Annotated in this window: 21 protein-coding genes; 3 read left to right on the forward strand and 18 right to left on the reverse strand. The window is 63.6% G+C overall.

The window, feature by feature from the left end; genetic code table 11:
* Positions 1 to 53: 53 nt before the first annotated feature.
* From ABIB35_RS04650 to ABIB35_RS04715, 14 genes are all read right to left on the reverse strand, one after another.
* Positions 54 to 1,502, reverse strand: a complete 1,449-nt coding sequence (locus tag ABIB35_RS04650) for an MFS transporter (protein ID WP_354179308.1) — start codon at positions 1,500 to 1,502, stop codon at positions 54 to 56.
* 18 nt (positions 1,503 to 1,520) lie between these two features.
* Positions 1,521 to 2,327: an HpcH/HpaI aldolase family protein gene (locus ABIB35_RS04655; RefSeq protein WP_354179309.1), complete on the reverse strand. Its 807-nt coding sequence runs from the start codon at positions 2,325 to 2,327 to the stop codon at positions 1,521 to 1,523.
* Positions 2,312 to 3,097: a 2-oxo-hept-4-ene-1,7-dioate hydratase gene (gene hpaH / locus ABIB35_RS04660; RefSeq protein ID WP_354179310.1), complete on the reverse strand. Its 786-nt coding sequence runs from the start codon at positions 3,095 to 3,097 to the stop codon at positions 2,312 to 2,314. The genes ABIB35_RS04655 and hpaH overlap by 16 nt, the downstream gene beginning before the upstream one ends.
* A 96-nt stretch (positions 3,098 to 3,193) precedes the next feature.
* On the reverse strand, positions 3,194 to 4,273 hold the full coding sequence (hpaD, locus tag ABIB35_RS04665; protein ID WP_354179311.1) for a 3,4-dihydroxyphenylacetate 2,3-dioxygenase: 1,080 nt from the start codon (positions 4,271 to 4,273) through the stop codon (positions 3,194 to 3,196).
* A gap of 62 nt (positions 4,274 to 4,335) precedes the next feature.
* Positions 4,336 to 5,853: a 5-carboxymethyl-2-hydroxymuconate semialdehyde dehydrogenase gene (hpaE, locus tag ABIB35_RS04670; protein ID WP_354179313.1), complete on the reverse strand. Its 1,518-nt coding sequence runs from the start codon at positions 5,851 to 5,853 to the stop codon at positions 4,336 to 4,338.
* A 96-nt stretch (positions 5,854 to 5,949) separates the two neighbouring features.
* Complete coding sequence (locus ABIB35_RS04675; RefSeq protein WP_354179314.1) at positions 5,950 to 6,615, reverse strand: GntR family transcriptional regulator; 666 nt, start codon at positions 6,613 to 6,615, stop codon at positions 5,950 to 5,952.
* Positions 6,612 to 8,105, reverse strand: coding sequence for a fumarylacetoacetate hydrolase family protein (locus ABIB35_RS04680; RefSeq protein WP_354179315.1), 1,494 nt, complete (start codon positions 8,103 to 8,105; stop codon positions 6,612 to 6,614). The genes ABIB35_RS04675 and ABIB35_RS04680 overlap by 4 nt, the downstream gene beginning before the upstream one ends.
* Before the next feature lie 202 nt (positions 8,106 to 8,307).
* On the reverse strand, positions 8,308 to 9,159 hold the full coding sequence (locus ABIB35_RS04685) for a hypothetical protein (RefSeq protein ID WP_354179316.1): 852 nt from the start codon (positions 9,157 to 9,159) through the stop codon (positions 8,308 to 8,310).
* Positions 9,149 to 10,618, reverse strand: a complete 1,470-nt coding sequence (locus ABIB35_RS04690) for an AAA family ATPase (protein WP_354179317.1) — start codon at positions 10,616 to 10,618, stop codon at positions 9,149 to 9,151. The genes ABIB35_RS04685 and ABIB35_RS04690 overlap by 11 nt, the downstream gene beginning before the upstream one ends.
* A gap of 185 nt (positions 10,619 to 10,803) precedes the next feature.
* Positions 10,804 to 10,968, reverse strand: coding sequence for a hypothetical protein (locus ABIB35_RS04695; RefSeq protein ID WP_354179318.1), 165 nt, complete (start codon positions 10,966 to 10,968; stop codon positions 10,804 to 10,806).
* A gap of 882 nt (positions 10,969 to 11,850) precedes the next feature.
* On the reverse strand, positions 11,851 to 12,486 hold the full coding sequence (locus tag ABIB35_RS04700) for a hypothetical protein (protein ID WP_354179319.1): 636 nt from the start codon (positions 12,484 to 12,486) through the stop codon (positions 11,851 to 11,853).
* Between the two features lie 204 nt (positions 12,487 to 12,690).
* Positions 12,691 to 13,293, reverse strand: coding sequence for an ABC transporter ATP-binding protein (locus tag ABIB35_RS04705; protein ID WP_354179321.1), 603 nt, complete (start codon positions 13,291 to 13,293; stop codon positions 12,691 to 12,693).
* Positions 13,294 to 13,609: 316 nt separating this feature from the next.
* Entirely contained in the window at positions 13,610 to 14,239 is a 630-nt protein-coding gene (locus tag ABIB35_RS04710) for a cysteine hydrolase family protein (RefSeq protein ID WP_354179322.1), read from the reverse strand.
* A 54-nt stretch (positions 14,240 to 14,293) separates the two neighbouring features.
* Positions 14,294 to 15,382: an LLM class flavin-dependent oxidoreductase gene (locus tag ABIB35_RS04715; RefSeq protein WP_354179323.1), complete on the reverse strand. Its 1,089-nt coding sequence runs from the start codon at positions 15,380 to 15,382 to the stop codon at positions 14,294 to 14,296.
* Positions 15,383 to 15,471: 89 nt separating this feature from the next.
* Here ABIB35_RS04715 and ABIB35_RS04720 point away from each other — a divergent pair, with 89 nt between their 5' ends.
* The gene (locus ABIB35_RS04720; RefSeq protein ID WP_354179325.1) at positions 15,472 to 16,059 is read left to right on the forward strand and encodes a CGNR zinc finger domain-containing protein; all 588 of its coding nucleotides are present in this window, start codon (positions 15,472 to 15,474) and stop codon (positions 16,057 to 16,059) included.
* 31 nt (positions 16,060 to 16,090) lie between these two features.
* On the opposite strand, the gene ABIB35_RS04725 is transcribed toward ABIB35_RS04720, so the two are convergent.
* Both ABIB35_RS04725 and ABIB35_RS04730 read right to left on the reverse strand, forming a co-directional pair.
* On the reverse strand, positions 16,091 to 16,231 hold the full coding sequence (locus ABIB35_RS04725; protein WP_354179326.1) for a hypothetical protein: 141 nt from the start codon (positions 16,229 to 16,231) through the stop codon (positions 16,091 to 16,093).
* A gap of 49 nt (positions 16,232 to 16,280) precedes the next feature.
* On the reverse strand, positions 16,281 to 16,613 hold the full coding sequence (locus ABIB35_RS04730) for an NAD(P)-binding domain-containing protein (RefSeq protein ID WP_354179328.1): 333 nt from the start codon (positions 16,611 to 16,613) through the stop codon (positions 16,281 to 16,283).
* Positions 16,614 to 16,653: 40 nt separating this feature from the next.
* Here ABIB35_RS04730 and ABIB35_RS04735 point away from each other — a divergent pair, with 40 nt between their 5' ends.
* Entirely contained in the window at positions 16,654 to 16,902 is a 249-nt protein-coding gene (locus ABIB35_RS04735) for a hypothetical protein (protein WP_354179330.1), read from the forward strand.
* A 73-nt stretch (positions 16,903 to 16,975) separates the two neighbouring features.
* Positions 16,976 to 17,428, forward strand: a complete 453-nt coding sequence (locus ABIB35_RS04740) for an NAD(P)-binding domain-containing protein (protein WP_354179332.1) — start codon at positions 16,976 to 16,978, stop codon at positions 17,426 to 17,428.
* A gap of 219 nt (positions 17,429 to 17,647) precedes the next feature.
* On the opposite strand, the gene ABIB35_RS04745 is transcribed toward ABIB35_RS04740, so the two are convergent.
* Together ABIB35_RS04745 and ABIB35_RS04750 are read right to left on the reverse strand one after the other, a co-directional pair.
* Positions 17,648 to 18,781 (reverse strand): baeRF2 domain-containing protein, encoded by a 1,134-nt coding sequence (locus tag ABIB35_RS04745; RefSeq protein WP_354179333.1) that lies wholly within the window; start codon positions 18,779 to 18,781, stop codon positions 17,648 to 17,650.
* Between the two features lie 272 nt (positions 18,782 to 19,053).
* Positions 19,054 to 20,178, reverse strand: coding sequence for a DUF8173 domain-containing protein (locus tag ABIB35_RS04750; RefSeq protein WP_354179334.1), 1,125 nt, complete (start codon positions 20,176 to 20,178; stop codon positions 19,054 to 19,056).
* Positions 20,179 to 20,666 lie beyond the last annotated feature (488 nt).

The following is a 20,666-nucleotide window of genomic DNA, read 5'->3' on the forward strand; positions in this document are numbered from 1 at the left end:
CGAGGGTGAAGTACACGTCCACGGAGCTGCTGCTGGAAACCGGAGACGAAGTGTCAGGCCCGGGCCCCCGCGCCTGACCGCACGGCGCTGCCCGCCACTGCGTCATCGGTGGAAGCGCCCCGCCGCTTGTCGAAGATGGTGGCGCCGACTTCCTGCTCCGCCTGGTTGTGGATGCTCAGGTCAATGCCGGGCCGGTCGCGCAGCACCATAGTGGCTGCCGCAGCGATCACAATCATGACCAGCAGATAGGCGGAGACGGCCGCCGTCGTTCCCGTGGCCTTCACCAGGGCGGAGGCGATGGTGGGAGCGAACGCCCCGCCGATGATCGCGCCCAGCGCGTAGGAAACCGAAACGCCGGAGAAGCGGATGGAGGCCGGGAAGATTTCGCTGTACCAGGCGGCCTGCGGGCCGTAGGTCAGGCCCAGGCCCACCGTGAACAGGGCCATGCCCAGGAACAGGATCCAGATGTTGCCGCTGTTGATGAGCCAAAACAGCGGGAAGACCGTCAGGGCCAGGCAGGCGAAACCGATCAGATAGGTCTTCTTCCGGCCGATCCGGTCCGCCATGAAACCGCTGACCAGGGTGAAGATGAACCACAGGGCCGCGGAGCCGGACACGGCCAGGAGCACGTCGGTGCGGTCCAGCGCCACCGGGCCGTCCGGGTTGGTGGAGTAGTTCAGGATGAAGCCGCCGGTGGTCATGTACCCGGCGGCGCTGTTGCCGGCGAACACCAGGGCGGCCAGGAGAACCAGCTTCCAGTGCCGCTTCATCAGCTCCACAATGGGCATCTGGGTCTGCTGCTTTTTCTCCGCGATCTCCTCGAAGACCGGGCTCTCGCTGACGGACATGCGGACCAGGAAGCCCACACCGATCAGCACGATGCTCAGCAGGAACGGCAGCCGCCAGCCCCACTGAACAAACTCGTCGCCCGGAGAGATGACGCCGGTCATCAACGCGGTCACGCCGGAGGCCAGCAGCATGCCCAGCGGAACCCCCAGCTGCGGGAAGGAGCCAAACAGGCCGCGCTTATTCCGCGGAGCGTGCTCCACGGACATCAGCACCGCGCCGCCCCATTCGCCGCCGGCCGAGATGCCCTGGATGATGCGCAGCAGCAGGAGCATGATCGGCGCCCAAATGCCCGCCGTGGCATGGGTGGGCAGGACACCGATCAGGGTGGTGGCCCCGCCCATGAGCAGCAGGGTCAGCACCAGCATGGCCTTGCGGCCAATCTTGTCTCCGTAGTGTCCGGCCAGGAACGCGCCGAGCGGGCGGAACAGGAAGCTCAGTCCCACGGAGGCAAAGGAGACCAAAGTGGCCAGTTCCTTGCCGGCCGGTTCAAAGAACAGGGTGGAGAACACCAGTCCGGCGGCGGTGGCGTAGATGAAGAAGTCGTACCACTCAACGGTGGTGCCGATCAGGGTGGCAATAGCCACCTTCCGGGTGTCAGTGGGGGTGGACTTTGCGGAGCGGGTGCCGGCGGCGGTGCCGGAAGAAATAGCCATGCTGGTCCTCTTAGTAACTTAGTAACTCGCGCGGGCGTCGTCGTCCGCGGATGAAATGTATTGAGCCGCCAGGGCTTCGCTGCCCCGGGCCAGGAGCGCGACGTCGGCGCCCACCAGGAGAAAGTCCACGCCGGCGGCGATGTAGCGCCGGGCGGTGGCCTCGGCGAAGGCGTTCACGCCCACCGGTTTCCCGGCGGCCTTGATCACGCGGATGCAGTGCTCGACGGCGGCAACCACCTCGGGATGGTCCTGCTGGCCCAGGTGACCCATGGACGCGGCGAGGTCGGAAGGTCCAATAAAGAGTCCGTCCACTCCGTCCACGGCGGCTATCTCCGCCACCTTCTCCACGGCGGCGGCGGTCTCGATCTGTACCAGCAGCGTGAGCACCTCCGCAGCGTTCTGCAGGTACCCGTCGATCCGGTTCCAGCGCGATGCCCGGGCCAGGGCGCTGCCCACCCCGCGGATGCCCTGCGGCGGATAGCGGACGGCGCGCACCAGTTCGGCGGCCTGTTCGGCGGTATCCACCATGGGGATCAGCAGGTTCTGCGCGCCCAGGTCCAGATACTGCTTGAGCAGTACGGGATCGCCCGAGGGCGGGCGGATGACCGGGGCAATCGGATAGCCGTGGATGGCCTGCAGCTGGGCGAGCAGGGATTCCAGCCCGTTGGGGCTGTGTTCGGCGTCGATCAGCAGCCAGTCCAGGCCGGAGCCGGCGCAGATTTCGGCAATCAACGGGCTGCCGGAGCAGACCCACATGCCGGTCTGGCGTCCGCCGGCGGACAGCCGGGCGGCAAAGGATTCCTCGGGAGTTACTCGAAGCGGCATGTGATGGTTCCCAACGGTCCGTAGTCTGCGTAGACGGTGTCACCCTTGTAGACCCACATGGGCCGGGTGAACGATCCGGCGAGGATGATTTCCCCGGCTTCCAAAGTGGTGCCGTGCGCGGCGAGCTTGTTCGCGAGCCAGTACACGCCGGCGGCCGGGTGGTTGAGCACTCCGGCGGCTACTCCGGTTTCCTCGATGCCCTGGTTGCGGTAGAGCATCGCCGAGACCCAGCGCAGGTCCACGTCGCGGGGCCGCACCGGATTTCCGCCCAGCACCATGGCGCCCATTGCCGCGTTATCGGAGATGGTGTCCACGATGGTCCGGCCGGACATTTCGATCCGGGAATCCAGGATTTCCAGTGCGGGCACCACGTAGTCGGTGGCGTCCAGGACGTCGAACAGGGTGGCGTTGGGGCCGGAGATCGGCTTGCCGAGCACAAAGGCCAGTTCCACTTCCACCCGGGGGTGCGTGTACTGGTCCCAGGCCAGGGTGCAGCCGTTTTCCAGCACCATGTCATCGAGGATCACGCCGTAGTCCGGTTCGGAGATGCCGGTGGCTGCCTGCATCGCCTTGGAGGTCAGGCCGATTTTGTGCCCGGCCAGGGTGCGGCCGGAGTCCAGCAGCCGGTCCCGCCACAGGTTCTGCACCGCGTAGGAATCCTCGATGGTCATCTCGGGATAGCGGGCGGTCAGCAACGGCACCGGGGTCCGGGTTCGCTTGGCGTCGAGCAGTTCATCGGCCACCGCTTCGATGGTTTTTTTATCCAGCACGGCACTACTTTCTTTTCGCTGAAACTGAGGGGGACGGCAGGTAGGCGGACGACGGCGGCACCCGCCGCCGCCGTCGTTGTACCTTTGTTGCGGCGGTTAGAGCTGGGAGCCGACCTTGAAATCGGTGGCGTCGCCGCGGGTGTAGGAGAAGCCGTCCGCGCCCACGGTGACCTCCATTTCGGAGGAATCCGTGCGGGCCAGCAGGGGCTGCGGGTTCCCGTCCAGGTCCAGGACCAGGGAGGCCTCGGTGTACCAGGACGGAACCACGGGGTTGCCCCACCAGTCGCGGCGCTGGTTATCGTGCACATCCCAGGTGATGGTGGGGTTGTCCGGGTCGCCGGTGTAGTAATCCTGCGTGTAGATCTCGATGCGGTGATCGTCCGGATCCAGGATGTAGAGGTAGAACGCGTTGGAGACGCCGTGGCGGCCGGGGCCGCGCTCAATGCGGTCGGAGATGCGCAGGGCGCCCATCTTGTCGCAGATCTGGATGATGTTGTGCTTCTCATGGGTGGCGAAGGCAACGTGGTGCATGCGCGGACCGTCGCCGCCGGTCAGCGCCGTGTCGTGGACGGTGTCCTTGCGGTGCATCCACGCGGCGTAAGTGACGCCGTCGGAATCCTGGATGTCCTCGGAAACGCGGAAGCCCAGGTCCTCCAGGTAGGCGCGGCCGCGGGGAACGTCCGGGGTGACCTGGTTGAAGTGGTCCAGGCGCACCAGCTCGCCGGCGGAGTACAGGTCGTAGCGCTGGGTCAGGCGCTCCACATGGTCCACGGTGTAGAAGAACTCGTACGGGAAGCCCAGCGGGTCCTCCACGCGGACCGAGTCGCCCACGCCCTTGGTGAAGCCGTTGGCGCGGCGCTCGGTGCGGCAGCCCAGTTCCTTGTAATAGGCCTCGGCAACGTCCACGTCTTCGGGGGTGCGCACGCGGTAGGCGAAGGACGCGACGGCGGCAACGGGTCCCTTGCGCAGCACCAGGTTGTGGTGGATGAACTCCTCGAGGGAGCGCAGGTAGATGGCGTTCTCATCTTCTTCGGTGACGTGCAGGCCCAGGACATCCACGTAGAACTCGCGGGACTTAGCCAGGTCCGTGACGATGAGTTCCATGTAGGCGCAGCGGATGATGTCCGGCGGCGCGATGGACGGGGTGGGAACGGGGTTGGAAACTACGGCGTTCATGATGTTGCTCCTTTGCAAGAAAAGTGGGGGGAAGTGCGGGTGCGCTTAGCCGGCGGCTCTGTTTAGCCCTCGATCTTGGCGGCGTCGTCGGACCCGAACTTGGGCGTGTGGACCGTGCCGAGCGTGATGTGCACAGCCTGCTGGTCGGTGTAGAAATCGATGGAGCGGTAGCCGCCCTCGTGGCCCAGACCGGAGGACTTCACGCCACCGAAGGGGGTGCGCAGGTCGCGGACGTTGTGGCTGTTCAGCCACACCATGCCGGCCTCGGTGTTCTGTGCAAAGTTGTGCGCGCGGGTGAGGTCCTGCGTCCAGATGTAGGCGGCCAGGCCGTACTTGGTGTTGTTGGCCAGTTCCAGGGCTTCGGCTTCGGTGTCGAAAGGGGTGATGGCGACGACGGGGCCAAAGATTTCCTCCTGGAAGATCCGCGCGTCCGGGGCCACGTCGGCGAAGACGGTGGGGGCAATGTAGTTGCCTTCTTCCAAGCCTTCGGGGCGGCCGCCGCCGGCGAGCAGGCGTCCTTCGGTCTTGCCGATCTCCACGTAGGAGGCCACCTTCTTGTAGTGCTCCGGGTGCACCAGCGCACCCACCTCGGTCTTGGGGTCATGCGGGTCGCCGACCACGATGGTCTTGGCGCGGGCGGCGTAGCGTTCGCAGAATTCCTCGTAGACCGGGCGTTCCACCAGAATGCGGGAGCCGGCGGTGCAGCGTTCCCCGTTCAGGGAGAAGACACCGAACAGGGCGGAGTCAATGGCGGCGTTCAGGTCCGCATCGGCGAAGATGACGCAGGGGCTCTTGCCGCCGAGCTCCATGGACAGGCCCTTGAGGTTCTCCGCGGCGTTGCGGAAGATGGTCTGCCCGGTGGTGGTTTCGCCGGTGAAGGAGATCAGCGGAACGTCCGGGTGCTTCACCAGTGCGTCGCCGGCTTCCTCGCCCAGGCCGTTGACCAGGTTGAAGACACCGGCGGGGACACCGGCTTCGGTGAAGATGTCTGCCCAGAGGGAGGCGGAGAGCGGGGTGAACTCGGCCGGCTTTAGCACCACGGTGTTGCCGGTGGCCAGCGCCGGGGCCAGCTTCCAGGACTCCAGCATGAACGGGGTGTTCCACGGGGTGATCAGCCCGGCAACGCCGATGGGCTTGCGGTTCACGTAGTTGATTTGGGCGCCGGGGACCTTCATGGCGTCGTCGAACTGGGCCACGATCAGGTCCGCAAAGAAGCGGAAGTTCTCCGCGGCGCGCAGGGCCTGGCCCTTGGCCTGGGTGATGGGCAGGCCGGTGTCGAAGGTTTCCATTTCTGCCAGGCGGGCTTCCTGGGCCTCGACGGCGTCGGCGATCTTGTTCAGAATGCGGGCGCGTTCGCGCGGCTTCATTTTGGGCCAGGGACCGTTGACAAAGGCTTCGCGGGCGGCAGCGACGGCGGCGTCGATATCCTCCTTCTGGCCGGCGGCAGCGGTGGCGTAGTTCTTGTTGGTGACCGGGTCCAGGACGTCGAAGGTGGCGCCGTGAACAGAGTCCACAAACTTGCCGTTGATGAAGTGCTGGATGTGGGTGGGAAGGTTCTCGGGGACAAAGTGTTCAGCCATGGGATTTCCTCTTTCTGCGTTCTAAGTTCTTTGAGTTCTAAGTTCTTTGAGTTCTAAGTTTTGGAGTTTGGAAGTTCTGAGTTCGGAAGTTCCGCGTCAGATGGGTGACGGGGGCTGGCCGTTTTGGGCCAGGAAGGCGTTGAGCGTGTTGGTGCGGTGCGCGCGGGCGGCGGCTTCGACGTCGGACGCCGGGGCGCCAGATTCGATCAGGTCCAGCAGGTGCTCGTGTTCCTCCACGGAGGCGTGCGACCGCTGCGGAACGTACTGGAAGGTGGAGGTGCGCATCCGGCCCAGCCGGTTCCACCCCCGGTGCACGAGGTCCAGGATGTGCGGATTGGGGCAGGGTGCGTACAGCAGCGCATGGAACTCGGTGTTCAGCCGAGTGAAACGGACCGGGTCAAAGTCGGTGAGTACCTCGCGCATCTGCCGGTTCAGGTCCCGGGCCTGCGCCAGCTCGTCCTTGCCGACGCTCGGGGCGGCCAGCGCGGTGGCAGCGCCCTCGATGATGCTGAGGGTCTGCATGGTGTGCAGGTATAGGTCCGGGTCGATGCCGGCCACGGTGGCCCCGACGTTGTGCTCGAAAGTAACGAGGCCTTCGGCTTCCAGCCGGCGGATGGCTTCGCGTACCGGAACCACGCTGAAGCCCATGTCATTGGCGATGCTGCTGAGCACCAGCCGGTAGCCGGGACTGTAGTCGCCGGACAGAATCCGGTCCTTCAGCTGCGCGTAGGCCTGCTCCGATTTTGAGCCGGTGCCGTTCATGCCTGTTCCGCGGCCCAGGCCTCGTACTTTTCCTTCCACGCCGCGTTCATCGGATACAGGCCGTCCACGCTGTTGCCGGCCTTCACCATTTCGGCGATGAATTCCTCCTGGTGTTCCTGTTTGATGCAGGCCTGAACCAGTTCCTCGGCGATGGCCGGCGGGATGACCAGGACGCCGTCGTCGTCGGCCACAATAATGTCACCGGGCTGGATAGTGGCGCCGCCACAGGCAATGGTGATGTCCGTGTCCCAGGGGATGTGCCGGCGGCCGAGCACGGCGGGGTGCGGGTTGGCGCAGTACACGGGCAGGTCAAAGCCGGCCACGGTGGAGTAGTCGCGGACGCCACCGTCGGTGATGATGGCTGCGGCGCCGTTGTACTGGGCGCGCAGGGCAAGGATGTCGCCCAGCGTGCCGGTGCCCTTCTCGCCGCGGGCTTCCATGACCAGGATTTCACCGTCGCGCACGGAGTCGATGGCACGCTTCTGCGCGTTGTAGCCGCCGCCGTGCGTCTTGAAGAGATCCTCTCGGTTGGGGACAAAGCGCAGGGTGCGTGCGGTCCCGACCACCTTGCGGCCGGTCTTGGTGCCGGTGAGACCGTCGATGGAGACGTTGTTCAGGCCGCGGGCACGCATCTGCGAGCTGAGGGTGGCGGTGGCGACGGATTCCAGCTTCGCCTTCAGCTCGGGGGTGAGGGCCGACGCCGGCTCCTCCCGCGCTGCGTCCTTCTGCGGCGCGAGGCCGGCCTTTTCCGCTGAGCCCCACGCTTCTTCGCGCTGCTTGTCATCGATCTTGGGCTGCGCGCCGAAGGTTGCCAGCGGGGTGGTGCCTTCTGTGACCGTGGTGGTCAGGCGGCCGGTGGTAACACCGGTGGACAGCGAATCCACCTCAATTTCCATGACGTCGCCCGGGACGGCCACGGACGCGCCGGCCGGGGTGCCGGTGAGGATAATATCGCCTGGTTCCAGGGTCAGCAGCTGGGAGAGGTCGGCCACCAGCTGGCTAAACGGAAAGAGCAGATCTGCGGTGGTGTCCTCCTGGGCGAGTTCGCCGTTGATCCAGGTGCGGATGCGCAGTGCGGCGGGATCGACGTCGTCGGCGTTCAGGATGGCGGGGCCGACCGGGGTGAAGCCGTCGCCGCCCTTGGAGCGGAGGTTGGAACCCTTGTCTGCCCAGCGGAGGTCGTACACGCCCAGGTCATTGCTGGCGGTCACTCCCCCGACGTAGCTCCAGGCGTCCTCGAGGCTGACCCGGCGTGCGCTCTTGCCGATGATCAGGGCGATTTCGCCTTCGAAGCCGAGCAGTTCGCAGCCTGCCGGGCGCTCAACCGTGCCGCCGGTCAGGGCCAAAGAGGTGCCGGGCTTGAGGAAGTAGGAGGGTTGTTCCGGGGTGCGTCCGCGTTCTGCTGCCCGGCTGGGGTAGTTGATGTGGACGGCGATGACCTTGCCGGCATTGGCCAGGGTCTCCGGTGTGGCGGGGCTGCTCGTAGACATCTCACTCCTGAATCAAGTACGAAATCGTATACGATTCAGTGTGCCTTGTGGGGTGGGTCACGTCAAGGGGTTGACCCTCAGTGCCCCCTCGTTATGGAGAGCGCCGGGAAGGCAAGGATTGGTCAGCTAAAGATGGAGACGGCTCCGGCGTCCATCCACCATCACGATGAGAGTGTTGTCCTAAAACTGGTGGACCGTTTCCTCAGGCCGCGAAGCAGTCTAGGAGGTCCACCCCTGAGTTCGCTCGCGCCATCGCCGTAAGCTCTGACAAATAAGGTAGAGAAGTAAGTACCGGGCACGATGCTGCAGCTATTAGCGTCCCAGCGATGGTCTTACTGGAAATCTGTGACCCTGCTTTTCGGAGTAGCGCCGCGGAGGCGGCCACAATATCGTGGCCTCCTGACCAATAAGGGCCAGTGTTGACTTCATTGAATGCAATTTCAACTGACTTAAGTACGTCTTCATCTAATTCAAAAGATGAAGATCGCTGCCGGGCATGCTCAAGAATCGTATAGAGGCCCGCTGGTTCATACGTAGATCCGATTACTTGAGAGAATTGATATCCCTTAAAGATAAGTGGGAAATCCTCTCTAATAGACGCCAGGCGTGCGGCAGCTAGTCTGGTGGTTAGAGCATAGATAGTTTCCTCGATAGACAGTTTGGAGGTTTTCTCGATGGCCCGAACCCCTGGCTCTGCGTGTGCGATAAGTGACCGCCGAAGAGTTCGTGGTGCGAATGACATTAGATCAGAAACGAGGTCATAACTGACTGTCGCCATAACTTTGGTGGGATAGTTCGAATTCAGTCCACGTATACGGTCAAAGTCGGCGTCGACCAAGCCGTAGACATCCCCAACGTTATTCGTTTCAGCCAATCGTGCAGCACCTATCACATTCCTTTTTCCTCCGCAGACAATTAGTACGACGCCAGATGATATATGGTCCCAAAAAACAGCGCTTTCGTCGGGTCCCTCAACGAGAAAGAACGCCGCTGTGGGAGCTTCTTCCATCATGATCTGCGCAAATATGCTCTCGGGGGTAATGCTACTGAGCATCGTCCGCTGTCTCCTCCTCAAGGAAACCACCTTTTGTGGGTCCCAGTCGAGTGGCGTTAGCCCACCATCGATCGATTATCTGAGGCGAATGCGTGGCAACAACAAATTGAAAACCAACTATGTTTGATATGCGGATTACATCTTCAATGAACTTTTTTTGCCAACCGATATGGAGTGATATTTCAGGCTCATCTATCATTACGAGAGAGCCATGTCGGACGTTAAACAAGAGATCAAACATGAGGATGATTTCATGCTGCTCACCGGAAGAAAGGGACGTGAGGGGGATGGTGGAGTCATCTAGGTCGCGTATTACTACGAGACCATTGTTGGCATCGATTCGAATATTCTTTCGGAGCAGCCTGGCATTGACGATCTCTTCCAAGAGATTAATGCGTCTGAGTATGTCCGAGAACGAATCTAGTTTCTTGTCGGCGTCCTCCAAGTACAACTCGAGCATGCCGAGCTGCCATGGGTTGAGAGAACTATTTGGCAAAGACAACTGCGCGTCTACATCCAGGACAGCGATCTTCTTAAGGCGCGCACGTCGCTTGGTCTGTTCCTCCCATTTAGTCCGAAGCTCCTCCTCTGTTAGCTCTGATTTGTCGCCTCTCTCCAGCATGCGACGAGGGAAGGTGCTGTCAAGGGACTGAGTTAATCGGGAGTTCGCAGACAGATTTTCATTGAGCGACTGCTTGATTTGCTCGGACCAACGAATGATTGTGGGAACGTTGTCAGGCGAAGTCTTACTGTAAGAGTTTGATTCCCTGTCCCGACTTCGTTGCGGATAATACACGCCGCCAAGTCTCTGTGTCTCGATGAGACGGACATCTAGTGAATCCGTAAAATCTTGAAGTTCCGGAGCAATTTCTGTGTATCGCGTTCCGCCCCGTCGAGTGGGATATCGCGCTCGAAACTGAGGTAGGTACCTTCGCCGGAGAACGTCGTAGGGTATTGTCTCGCCGTCAACGGTGTCTATCCACGTATCGAAATCGTTCGTCGGCTCATAGCGAGTCATCTTCTGTAGATGTTCTTGAAATGCGTCTAGTGTCGCTACGAGTGACTCTGCTACCAGCGAGTCGCCCTGCCATAGGCTAAGTAGGAGTTCCCCTGGTTTTTCGATTTCTGGTAGTCCTTCGATGGCGAGTTCATCGTCCGTAGTGGAACGATTTGCTCTTTCAACACGAAGCCTGCTCCCATCGGAGAATGTAAGGTCAGCCGCTGTGAAAGGTAGCGAGCGCAACTTTAGAACGTTCACATTGGCAATGGCGTTGATTATCTCGAGGACTCTTGTCTTGCCGACCCCATTTGGTCCGTAGACTATGGCGAACTGCCCTGAGTCTAGGAACTCGAACCGATGGTCGTATTCACCGAGGACCCCGTTGACTTCCGCGGAAACGAGGCGCCGTTTCGTAAGGTGATCGCCCTGGGCCTTAATTGCCATCATCGTCGTATCCACAAGGTTGACATTACCGACTCCGCCTTAGATCTGCGCAATCTGTGAAGGCGTGCCGAGATCCGTCGTAGTGGAAGCTCTCCTAGGCGTCGCCGCTGGTCGAGTCTGGTTGGCGCAGCAAGTAGGAATAATGTCTGGTGCGTAGGGTGATTACTGTTTGTCGGGCCGGCCAACCATAATTGGACTCCTCAACTAGAATCTGTGTTCTTGGGGCTGGAATACATCACCACCAGAACGCACGCGGCCGAGAACCCAGCCTGAGCCAGCAGCAGCACCCCGGGAACATAACCCAGGAACATCCCCAGCAGCAGCGGAACCACCGCCACCAGCGTTGTATCCAGTCCGCGGATCATCGAGCCGGCCTGCGCCGTCGGTACCGGACAGAAGACGGTGTCCGTGGGCGGAACCGTCCAATCGGGCTAGACCCGGTAGGCACGCCACGGCCGATGCGCCGAAGCCCACACCCGCCAGGGCACTAAGAAGAATAGGCTCCGGACTGCCGGCACCGAGCAGTATCAGAGCGGAGCAAAACACCGCAGACCACAGCGCCAGGGCAGTGGTGGGCATGACCATCCGGCTCAACCGCACCATGGCAGGCGACAGCGGCAGCAACAGATCCAGGCCCGGAGTGATCGCTGTCCGCCGTGCCAGTGCTCCCAACGCCGGAACCGCAGCACAAACTGTTACCGCAATCAGGGCCAACTGGATCGGCACCGGCTGCTGCCCGCCGGTCAGTAGAAGCGTCACGCAGAGTGCAAGCAGCAGCACGGGCCGGGCCCACAACCCAGGGATGCGCAGGAACGCCACGGCATCGGCACACAGGAGGCCCCAAACGGCGTCCGTCCGCCCCTCGCATACCAGCGGGCGGCACGGGAGGAAACGGTGCCGCCGGGATCGGACGACAGCGCCCGGCCCACCTCATTCGGGTCCATCAAAAAAACGGCGGCACCGGCATGCCCGGCCACCGCACCGCCCCGGATGAGCTCCCGGCCCGGAACCGTGTCCAGCCGGGACCATACGGCCAGCCACAACGCGACGTCGGCTGCCAGGGCCATGAACGCCGGGCCCGCCCAGCACGCCTGCGGCTGCCTGGCCCGGAATGAAACTCAGCACGGCGAGCAGCACCAGACCCGGAAGCGGACCCGACATTACCCGGCCCACACGGCACGGTTTGGCCCGACCCCACAGGTGGTGGACAGTAGAGCAGCGATGCTGCCCACGATTCAATAGCTCGACTAACGCCGAGACCCAAAGAGGAGACGCGAAAGGAACACCGAAGAACGCTCGATAACCGAGGACATGGAGACGACAAGAGTCTCAACTGGGCGGGTCGTAACGCCTATCAGCCCTTGGTCTAGAACTGCCAAAGTGCGCGCAGCGGCATCGGTGTTATTCAACTCTGTGTTTATCAATGGAGAGTTAAGTTGTACATCAGGCTTTCCATCCACGAGAACATCGAATGAGATCAAGGTCCCTCGCCGGAGTAGGACTGGTTCGATGGAAATGCGGTCGGGGGATTCACTGACCCTAGCTGACACACCCGCTTGAGTGATGTCCACGACAGTCAAGTAACCCCGCGGGAGAATGATGTCCAAGGCCCGGGAGTCATCGAAGTCGGATGACGTGATGTCGACGGGTCCAATGTTCTTCACCGTAATTTGCAACATATAGGGATCGCGGACAGGGGTTCCCTCATACGCGACCTCGAGGGCGCCTTTGGCCCGAGTGGTTTCGGCCATTAGCTGCACAGCGTCCCAGATGAAGAGAAGCCTTCGTTTCCTGTTGCCGTACTTCCACCCAAAGAACCAGCTAATTAGGACAGCTAAAACGATACTGATCAGCCATAACCACTCGTTCTGTCCCCAAGTCATTCCATAATTGTGCTGGAGGAAGGGGTAGATCCAGTAATCAGCAGCGATTGACGGTGAAAGGCATTTCTGGAGCCGTGATCCTTGGGCTCGTAATCGAACGGACGTCCACTCGCGCGGCTTGGCTACGTTGCAGCTGGAAGTGCCAGGTGCGCGCGGGCGCGCACCTCACCCCCGGAATCGACGGACAGTGCCCGACCCGCCTCATTAGGATCCATCAAAATCATGGCGGCACCGGCATGCCCGGACACCGCACGACCTCAGACGAGCTCCCATCCCGGGGTCCTGTTCCAGACGGGCATAAACGAGCAGGCCGACCCGGGCGCTCCGGCTTTGCCAGCCGCAGCGCCCCCGTGAGGAGCACGGCGTCGACGACCGCAACCCCAAAACGCGCTGCTCCGGTTCGTCCAGGATCAGCAGCGACGACGGGCGGATCAGGGCCGAAGCCAGCAGCAGCCGGCGGCGCTGGCCGGAGGAGACGGAGGCGGGAACGGCGTCGGCCCGCTCCTGCAGGGCGAAGAAGTCCAGTTCGGCGTCGACGGCGACGTCCGGGTCCGGGACCGAGTGGCCGCGGGCGACCAGCTGCAGGGGCTCGCGCAGGGATAGGGAGGGGAAGAACGCGTCCTCGTCGAACAGGGCGGCAACCTGGCGGCGGAACGGGATCGCGTCCTCGTTGACCGGCAGCCCATGGACCCGGAACTCGCCGTCGAGCATTTGCTGCTTCCCGGCGATGGTGCGGGCAGCGGTGGACTTCCCCGCACCGTTGAAACCGACGACGCCGAGGAACTCGCCTGCGTCCTGCGCTATCACTTCAAGCTGGGCGACGGCGTGATCCGGGCGCTGACGGTTCGCGCGTAATGCCGGCAGAGTGCTTTGGCAAACGTGTCAGCGCACACTCTCACCCGCCGTGCCGGGCACGGTGCGGCGGGCCCCCGTCCTCCGTCTAGCTATGACGGCTTAGCGCACGGTGCACACTCGCTCGCAGTGCGACCACCCGTCGAACGGGCTCGACCAGGTCACCGACCACCCGGCACCGACTCCGGTTTCCCAGCCGACCCGAACGACGACGGCTCCCCCACACACACAAGCCGTGGAGGAGCCGTCGTCGTTATGCGGGCGCTGGCGCCTAGGCGCCGCGTCCCTGGGCAGCGGAGGTGACGAGGTCGCTCTTGGCCAGCGGCTCCCCCGCCCGCAGCGCCGCGGTCCAGGTCTCGGCGTCGGCAACCGCAGCCCAGTTGGAGTGCAGCAGCGCCATGAGGGTTTCATGGACCTGGCGTGCCGGTGCGGCGCCGGCCTCGTTGGCCAGATCGATGGCACCGGTCGCGTCGGAGAGGACCTCGACGGTGAAGCCGAGGGGCTCGGCGGCCGCAGCGGAAGCGACCACACAGTTGTTGGTCATGTAGCCAGCCAGGGTAATGGTGTCGATCCCCTGCTCCCGCAGCCAGGGTTCCAGATCCGTGCCGGCAAAGATGCTGGAGAACTGCTTGCTGATGCGCTTTGCGGCGTTCTCCTCATGGGCGGCCACGCCGGGGTGGTTCTGCCAGCTCGGCGAGCCGGAAGCAAACACGGGTGCTTCCACCGGAAGTTCGTGCTGAACGAGCACCACCGGCACCCCGGCCGCGCGTGCCTCCTTAACAGCGGATTGGATGACGGCGACTGAATCATCCTGGTTCGGATACTGGATCGGAAGCAGTCCGTCGTCGAAGTACTCCTGCTGGGCGTCAATGACAATTAGGGCGCGGCGTGGTGTGGTCATGGAGATCTCCTGAGCTTGTTGAGCGGGAATGGCTGACATTTTTGAGCAGGTGCACTAGCTGGCTGCCGGCAACGTGGCCGGGCGGGGCAGCGAGTAGTGGTCGGCGAGGAGGTTGAGGCCTTCTTCGTCGAGTTCTGTCGAGTGGCCGCCGACAACGAGCATCACTTCATCGACGCCGGTGCGCTTCCAGAGAGCTTCCAGGCGGTCGGCCACGGCAGCGGCATTCCCGTGGAAACTGCGGTTGGTGTAGGAGTCGAGGATCTGCCGCTCCTGCAGGGTGGCCTCATAGGCGTCGACCTCAGTCGGGGGCAGGAGCAGGTAGCCTTCCCGCTTGAACATCCGCAGCATCGCCATGGCCGACGTTGCCGCCTGCCGTTTTGCCTCCGCCGCGTCGTCGCTGATGGCCACGGGCACGCTCACCAGGGTCTGCGGCTCAGCGAGTACGTCGGAGGGCCGGAAGCTGTCCCGGTACAGCTGCAGAGCGGTGTCGATGTCGGCGTCGCCGAACTGCAGGGCGAAGGCGTACGGCCGGCCGAGCTGCCCGGCCAGCCGGGCCGAATAGGGAGAGGAACCCAGGATCCACATTTCCGGAAGGGCCGGGGACGGTGTTACCCGGTTTTCCTTGGCCTGCCAGGGGCCGGGCACCGCATGGACGTGCCGGTACGGGTGGTCGGACGGGAACTCGTCCCGAAGGAACCCCTCCAGTTCGAGCACCTGCTGCGGAAATTCGTCATTGGCATCTGCACCCCGCCGCAAGGCCGCAGCCGTGGCGCCGTCCGTTCCGGGTGCGCGCCCCACGCCCAGGTCGATCCGGCCCGGGGCGAGGGCCTCCAGCATCCCGAACTGCTCGGCAATCAGCAGCGGTGAATGGTTGGGCAGCATGACTCCGCCGGCGCCGAGGCGGATGGCCGCAGTCTCGGCGATGAGCCGGGCAACCATCAGCTGCGGGGACGACACGGAGGTTGCTCCCATCGCGTGGTGTTCGGACATCCAGAACCGGTGATAGCCCCGGCGGTCCGCGGTACGGGCGAGCGAAATTACCGCTTTAAGGCCTTCCTCAGCGGTCATTCCCACTCCCGTGCCGCCTGCGGACAGGACGGATAACGTGAACGGCGCCGTGCCGGAAGATCGACCGTGGTGCATACCAACTCCTCATGGAAACGTGCAGTTTTAAGCGTGATAAGACCCTAACAGGCGTCTCACGGTTAAATGAAACTGCTACCATGAGAAACATGTCCGAATCTGTACCCGCAGCCGCACCGGGAGCCCAGGAGCATCCCAGCCTCGCGCTGATCAACAGCGCCGGGCTGCAGCCCGGGGGTAAGACCTATGATGAGCTGGCCACCCCTGAGGCGGCGGTGGCCTGGCTGAAGGCTCACGGACTCATTGCGCCCGATGCCGTGCTGTACGAACACTGCCGGGGCCGGCTGGCAGCGCTGCGCGCGGACCTGCGTGATCTGTTCACTGCCTTCACTGCGGGTGAGGCTCCGCCGGCGGCGGCCGTGGACGCCGTGAACCGCGCGCTCACTTCCGCCCCGGGCACATTGCTGCTGCGGTTTGATCCCGCGGCAGGATTTCTCCGTTCCGCCGATCACCCCGTGACCCAGGTTGTTGAGCACGTCATGGCGGTCATCGCCGACGACGCCGCATCACTGCTCAGCGGCGAGCAGGCAGCACAGCTCGCGCCCTGCGAAGCGGATTCGTGTGACAGGTTCTTCCTCCGCACGCACGCACGGCGGCAATGGTGCTCGACCCGCTGCGGCGACCGGGTCCGCGCGGCACGGGCCTATGCGCGCAAACGCACCCTGCAAGGCGCCTGACTCGGTTTCGCGGACGTCAACCGACTACTCCTCAATCGTCCAGGAAGGTTGCTCCAGCGTCGGTGGCGAGGCCGGACCCCAGGGCAGCGGCAGGTGTGTAGGCGCCGCGGGGCGCCGTTCCGTTGCGGAGGGCGCGGACGACGACGGTGAGTACGTCGGCGGTGTAGTCCATGGCATCGTCGGCGCGCAGCCAGCTCTCGCGGCGGGTGCCGTCAGGCCAGTCAGCGACGGCGTGTCCCCACGAGTGCGGGCGGGGGCGCGGCGCCCTTCGAGTCTTGCTTGCCGCCATCGAGGTGATCATCCTGCGCCTCATCGACGGGATCTTCAGCAGCAGGGACAGCAGCGGGAGGGCGGGACGGATCAGCGAAGCCTGCAAGCCGCTGCGTCCGGACAGAGCCGTCGAGAGTGTCGGCGACCGCGGCGAGCCGCTCCGTCGATCTGCCCACCAGAACCACTCCGGAGATGCCTGCTGCAGTGAGCCGCCCGGCGAGAGCCCTGCCGACATTACCCGTCGCTCCCAGAATCCAGATCTCATCTGTCCGCTTGGCGTCCATGATTTCCTCCCTCACACGCGCTCGTAGTTTTCCTGATCACGTGGGAACCGGCCACCAGACGAGATTTGAAGCCGCCAACGGGCAGTCCATCGTGGTGACGCAGGACGGTTTTGACAGTGACAGCGTGGACATCTACACCGAGCACGGCAGGTTCCACTACGTCTGGAACCGGCAGGCCACCGAGCTGAGCGGGGTCCCCCGCCTCAGAAACCGCCACTGCCAACTGACTGCAGCCGAAGGAAAGCTGCTGCTGAACTGTGGAACAGAAAGTGTCACCGTGACCCCTTGACCATGGTCAGGGCTGACCGCCGTGGCGAAGCGGTCCCGGGAATGCCGGCGGCGGAGGCCGGATTGCAGCAAGCATGACCACGCATCTGCCCAGCACCCCGCCAGACTCCCCCGGCCAGAGAATCCCCTCCCCTTCTGGGAACCTGCACGTCGCCCTGGTGGGCGCGGGACGGGTGGGCACCGCCGTCGCCCGCTCACTGCTCGACGCCGGCGACCGGGTTTCGCTCTCCGCCTCCGGGGACCCCGCGCAGCTGGCGCTGATGGCCGAAATCGTCACCCCGGGTGCCGAGCCGAAGGGGACCAGCGACACCGTGGCAGACGCGGATCTGGTGATCCTCGCGGTGACCCTGCACCGGCTGCAGCATGTGGATCCCGTCGAGGTAACCGACGGGAGGCGGATCCTCGTCGCTGCGGCGGGCTTGGCAGGCCACCTGAATCAGTGCAGGGATGACCTTGTGGACTTCCCCGTTCTTGTCCAACTGGAATCCGGGGCAGAGGACGGCGTTAATACGGCGGACACCGAGTAGCTGCCCGCTCTCGCGCTGCACGTTTACTACGGCGTCCAGGGCGGGGGCCGGCGCCTGTGAGCGGCGCACGAGAACTTCGACCAGCGGATCGACGCCGGCGTCCGGCGCGTCGATGGAATCGATGAAGTCAGCCAGTCCGTCCAGCTGGCTATCCGGGTGGCTGGAGGACTGGTTCTCCAGGATTCGGCCTCCGCCGCCGCTAACGCCCCGTGACGCGTGTCAGCTTACGGGAGCTTCCGGGCCCGTTGGCCAGCGGAGCAGGGCAGCGACGTCGACACCGTGGGGCAGGACGCCGTCGGGCACCAACAGAAGACTGGCGTCGGTCAGCGCTGCCGCACGGATCAACGCCGCCGGGGCCGGGACCTTGCCCAGCACCTCGGCGCCGAGGGACTGCTCCGGGGCACTGGCCACCCAGGGTTCGGCGCCGAGAGCCAGCAGGTGATGGTCGACCAGCGCGCTGTCATCAATGATCAGGACCTCCACTTGAGCCTGCTGGAGGGCGTTCAGCACCGCGCCGAAGCCGGTGACGGATTCAGGGTTGGCCTGGCCCTGCTGTTGAGCCAGCCGATCCATGATCTGTTCCTGCTCTGCAGCCCACAGCAGGGCAATGCGTTCCTGTACTTTGTCCTCGAAACTTCGGCGGGCAGCCCCGGCCGTGGGCATGTGGGAATCGATCATGCTGACCAGTGATTTGTGGGCTTCGGAGAGCTGGTCCCGTACGAGTCCCCGCGCCCGGACGTCACCGGCGAGCACGATCAGCCTGGCTCCGCTGCTGTCGGCAATCCGGTCGATCTCCTCGGCAACCTGATCCGCGTTGCGCCGCCAGATCTGCTCGGTCTGCCGCTGGAACTTGTCCTGTGACCAGCTGCCTGCGGGGAGCTTGGTGATGTCCTCCTTCTCCCCCTCCACATCCTCGACGGCGGAGCCGCCGTGGCCCACGAACTGCAGGCGGATCTCAGCGTCCTCCCGGGAGACTTCCGCGACAATATAGGGCAGCTCTTCGGGACGGTGTTTGAGCAGCGGCAGGAGATCCGGAATAGGGTCAACCGAGACCCGCTCCGGCAACACCAGCGGTCCGGGCAGGACTTCGTTCAAAGCCACCGTGCCCTCCTGGACGAGGAGGTACCGCGACACCGGGGAAGGAAATCCGTCGGCGGGAAGTACCGCAGTTTCCGCGGCTTCCTGGTCCTGCGGTGAGGCGCCCTGTTTAGCCAGCGCCCTCCTGACATCGCCCGGGCGGACCTCGGCGGCTTCCATGCTGTCTGTGGCCCCAGCTGAAGCGTCGACATACGCGACGCACCAGGGCCCCTTCCGCCGGTAAAGGTCAGCAAATTCGTGGAGTTTCCGGGTCATGTCGATCTCCTTCCTGTAAGGCCGCAGCCCTACAGCGATTCAATCTCTGCTTCACGCTAGCATCGGCGTCTGGAGCATTTATAGGGGTTGGCGAAGACGCGGCGCTGTTGGCCGCGGACTCCCCCGGGTGCGATTGGCAGGCCCGGCCGTGCGGCCCAAGCTGCGCGGACGTGCCGCCGATCGCGGCAAAAGCGCAGAGTCCCAGCAGTTCCCGCTGCGGGATGGAAAGTCCGCTGCGGCGGCAGTGGATGCCGCAATCCCTGAACACCCGGTTAACGGGGCTGCGGCAGGGTTTCGGTCATCGGCGTCCGGCGCCACGGCCGCCGGTCATAGATTGCCAGGAGCTGCGCGCCGAGGCCAAGGAACACCATGGCCAGCCATACGACGATGTTCAGCCACGGGATATGCAGCGCGACAATGAGGATCAGGCCGCCAACGAGCGCTTTGATCACGGGATGCTGGTTGCCGCGGAACAGGAGCCTTCCGATGTAATACGAGCCGAAGACGAAGGTTGCGAGGGTGAGCGTTATCCACACCAGCGCCCCCGCCAGCGCAAGGGGCGCTCCAATGACGGTGATCAGAGCTAAAAGCAACACGAGTGGAACGGCGATGGATGCCACGAAACCAACGAGCAGAGCCTTCCACGGCCTTGGCACCAGTTGGTCTGTAACACGGTGCAGCAGGCGTGGGAGGAGCCATCCCGTGAGCACCGTGATGATGCTCAACGCGACCAGCGAATAGAGCAGCCCGAGCAGCCAAGCGACGAATCGCTCACCCAGCGTCGGCTCGGGAGCTGTCTGGGGCGCGATGCGCTCCACGGTACCGCTGACGGCGTCCTGGGCGATGCTTGCTTCAGTATCGGAGGTGTACGTAAGGTTTCCGCCAACCGGTCCGTCGATGGTGAGGGTTCCAACGCTTACCTCTACGTCACGCCCGACTGCCCCGGTTATGTCGATAGCGCCCGCGGCTCCCACCAGGTCCTCTCCGAATGAGCCGGTATCGGTCACGTCGACGTTCGCAGCGAAGATCGTGCCGCTGCGCGAAACGTCCCCGTTGATGGTGACGTCCTGTCCTGCGATACGCACATTTCCGTCAACGTTTCCGTTGATGATGATCGTTTGGCCGGCTGCTATGACGTCACCCGTGACGTTTCCGTCGATGGTGATCCTCTGGCCGGACGCGTAGACGTCCCCGGAAACGTCATCCCGGACATCAACGCTCAGTCCGCTGTAGAACTGAGGGCCTGTTTTGTCGTTCGCCACAGCGGGCGCAGCAGGACTGAGCTGGGGATTGGAGACCGGGGATGCGGCGAATGCGCCTGTCCCGGTCACCAGAATCAGAATGCCGACGGCGAGAACTGCGGAGAATCGCCGTCGAGGGGATGAAGGAAGTCTCATGGGGATGCCTTTCCGGGACTTGAGTGTGCTTGTTCGCACTTCTGAAGTGTCCGCTGACGGCACGTCCCGTGACCGGTCGGGTCGTGGGGACAAACTGCTCCGCCGTATCGAGGTTCTTGGACTTAGTGTCCGGCGGAAGCCCCGTGAGTAGTAGGGGGAAGGTCCCGGAGCGTAAAAACTGGCGACAACTTTTCCAGGGCTACCCGGTTCTTGACTGCCTTGTTCACCATGCCGGAGATTTTCTGGCAAGACCCCTCGGGCCGTATCTGACTATCAAGGGTTTCCGCCGCGTCCGGCAGCCCGGTGCGCTGCAGGATGGCTCGGCCGTAGCCACGAGCTCTGCCACCCCGGCAGCTTTGCCCAGTGTTGGACCGAGCCGGTGCAGGCCAAGATACTTGGACGGCAGATTCTCGGAAACAAGGAATCGTTCGACCGCGCCCGGGTCTCCAATGACCGCAAGGCCGTCGCCGTCATTGATCAATTGGATC

The organism is Arthrobacter sp. UYP6 (assembly GCF_040547315.1).
Lineage (GTDB): Bacteria > Actinomycetota > Actinomycetes > Actinomycetales > Micrococcaceae > Arthrobacter_B.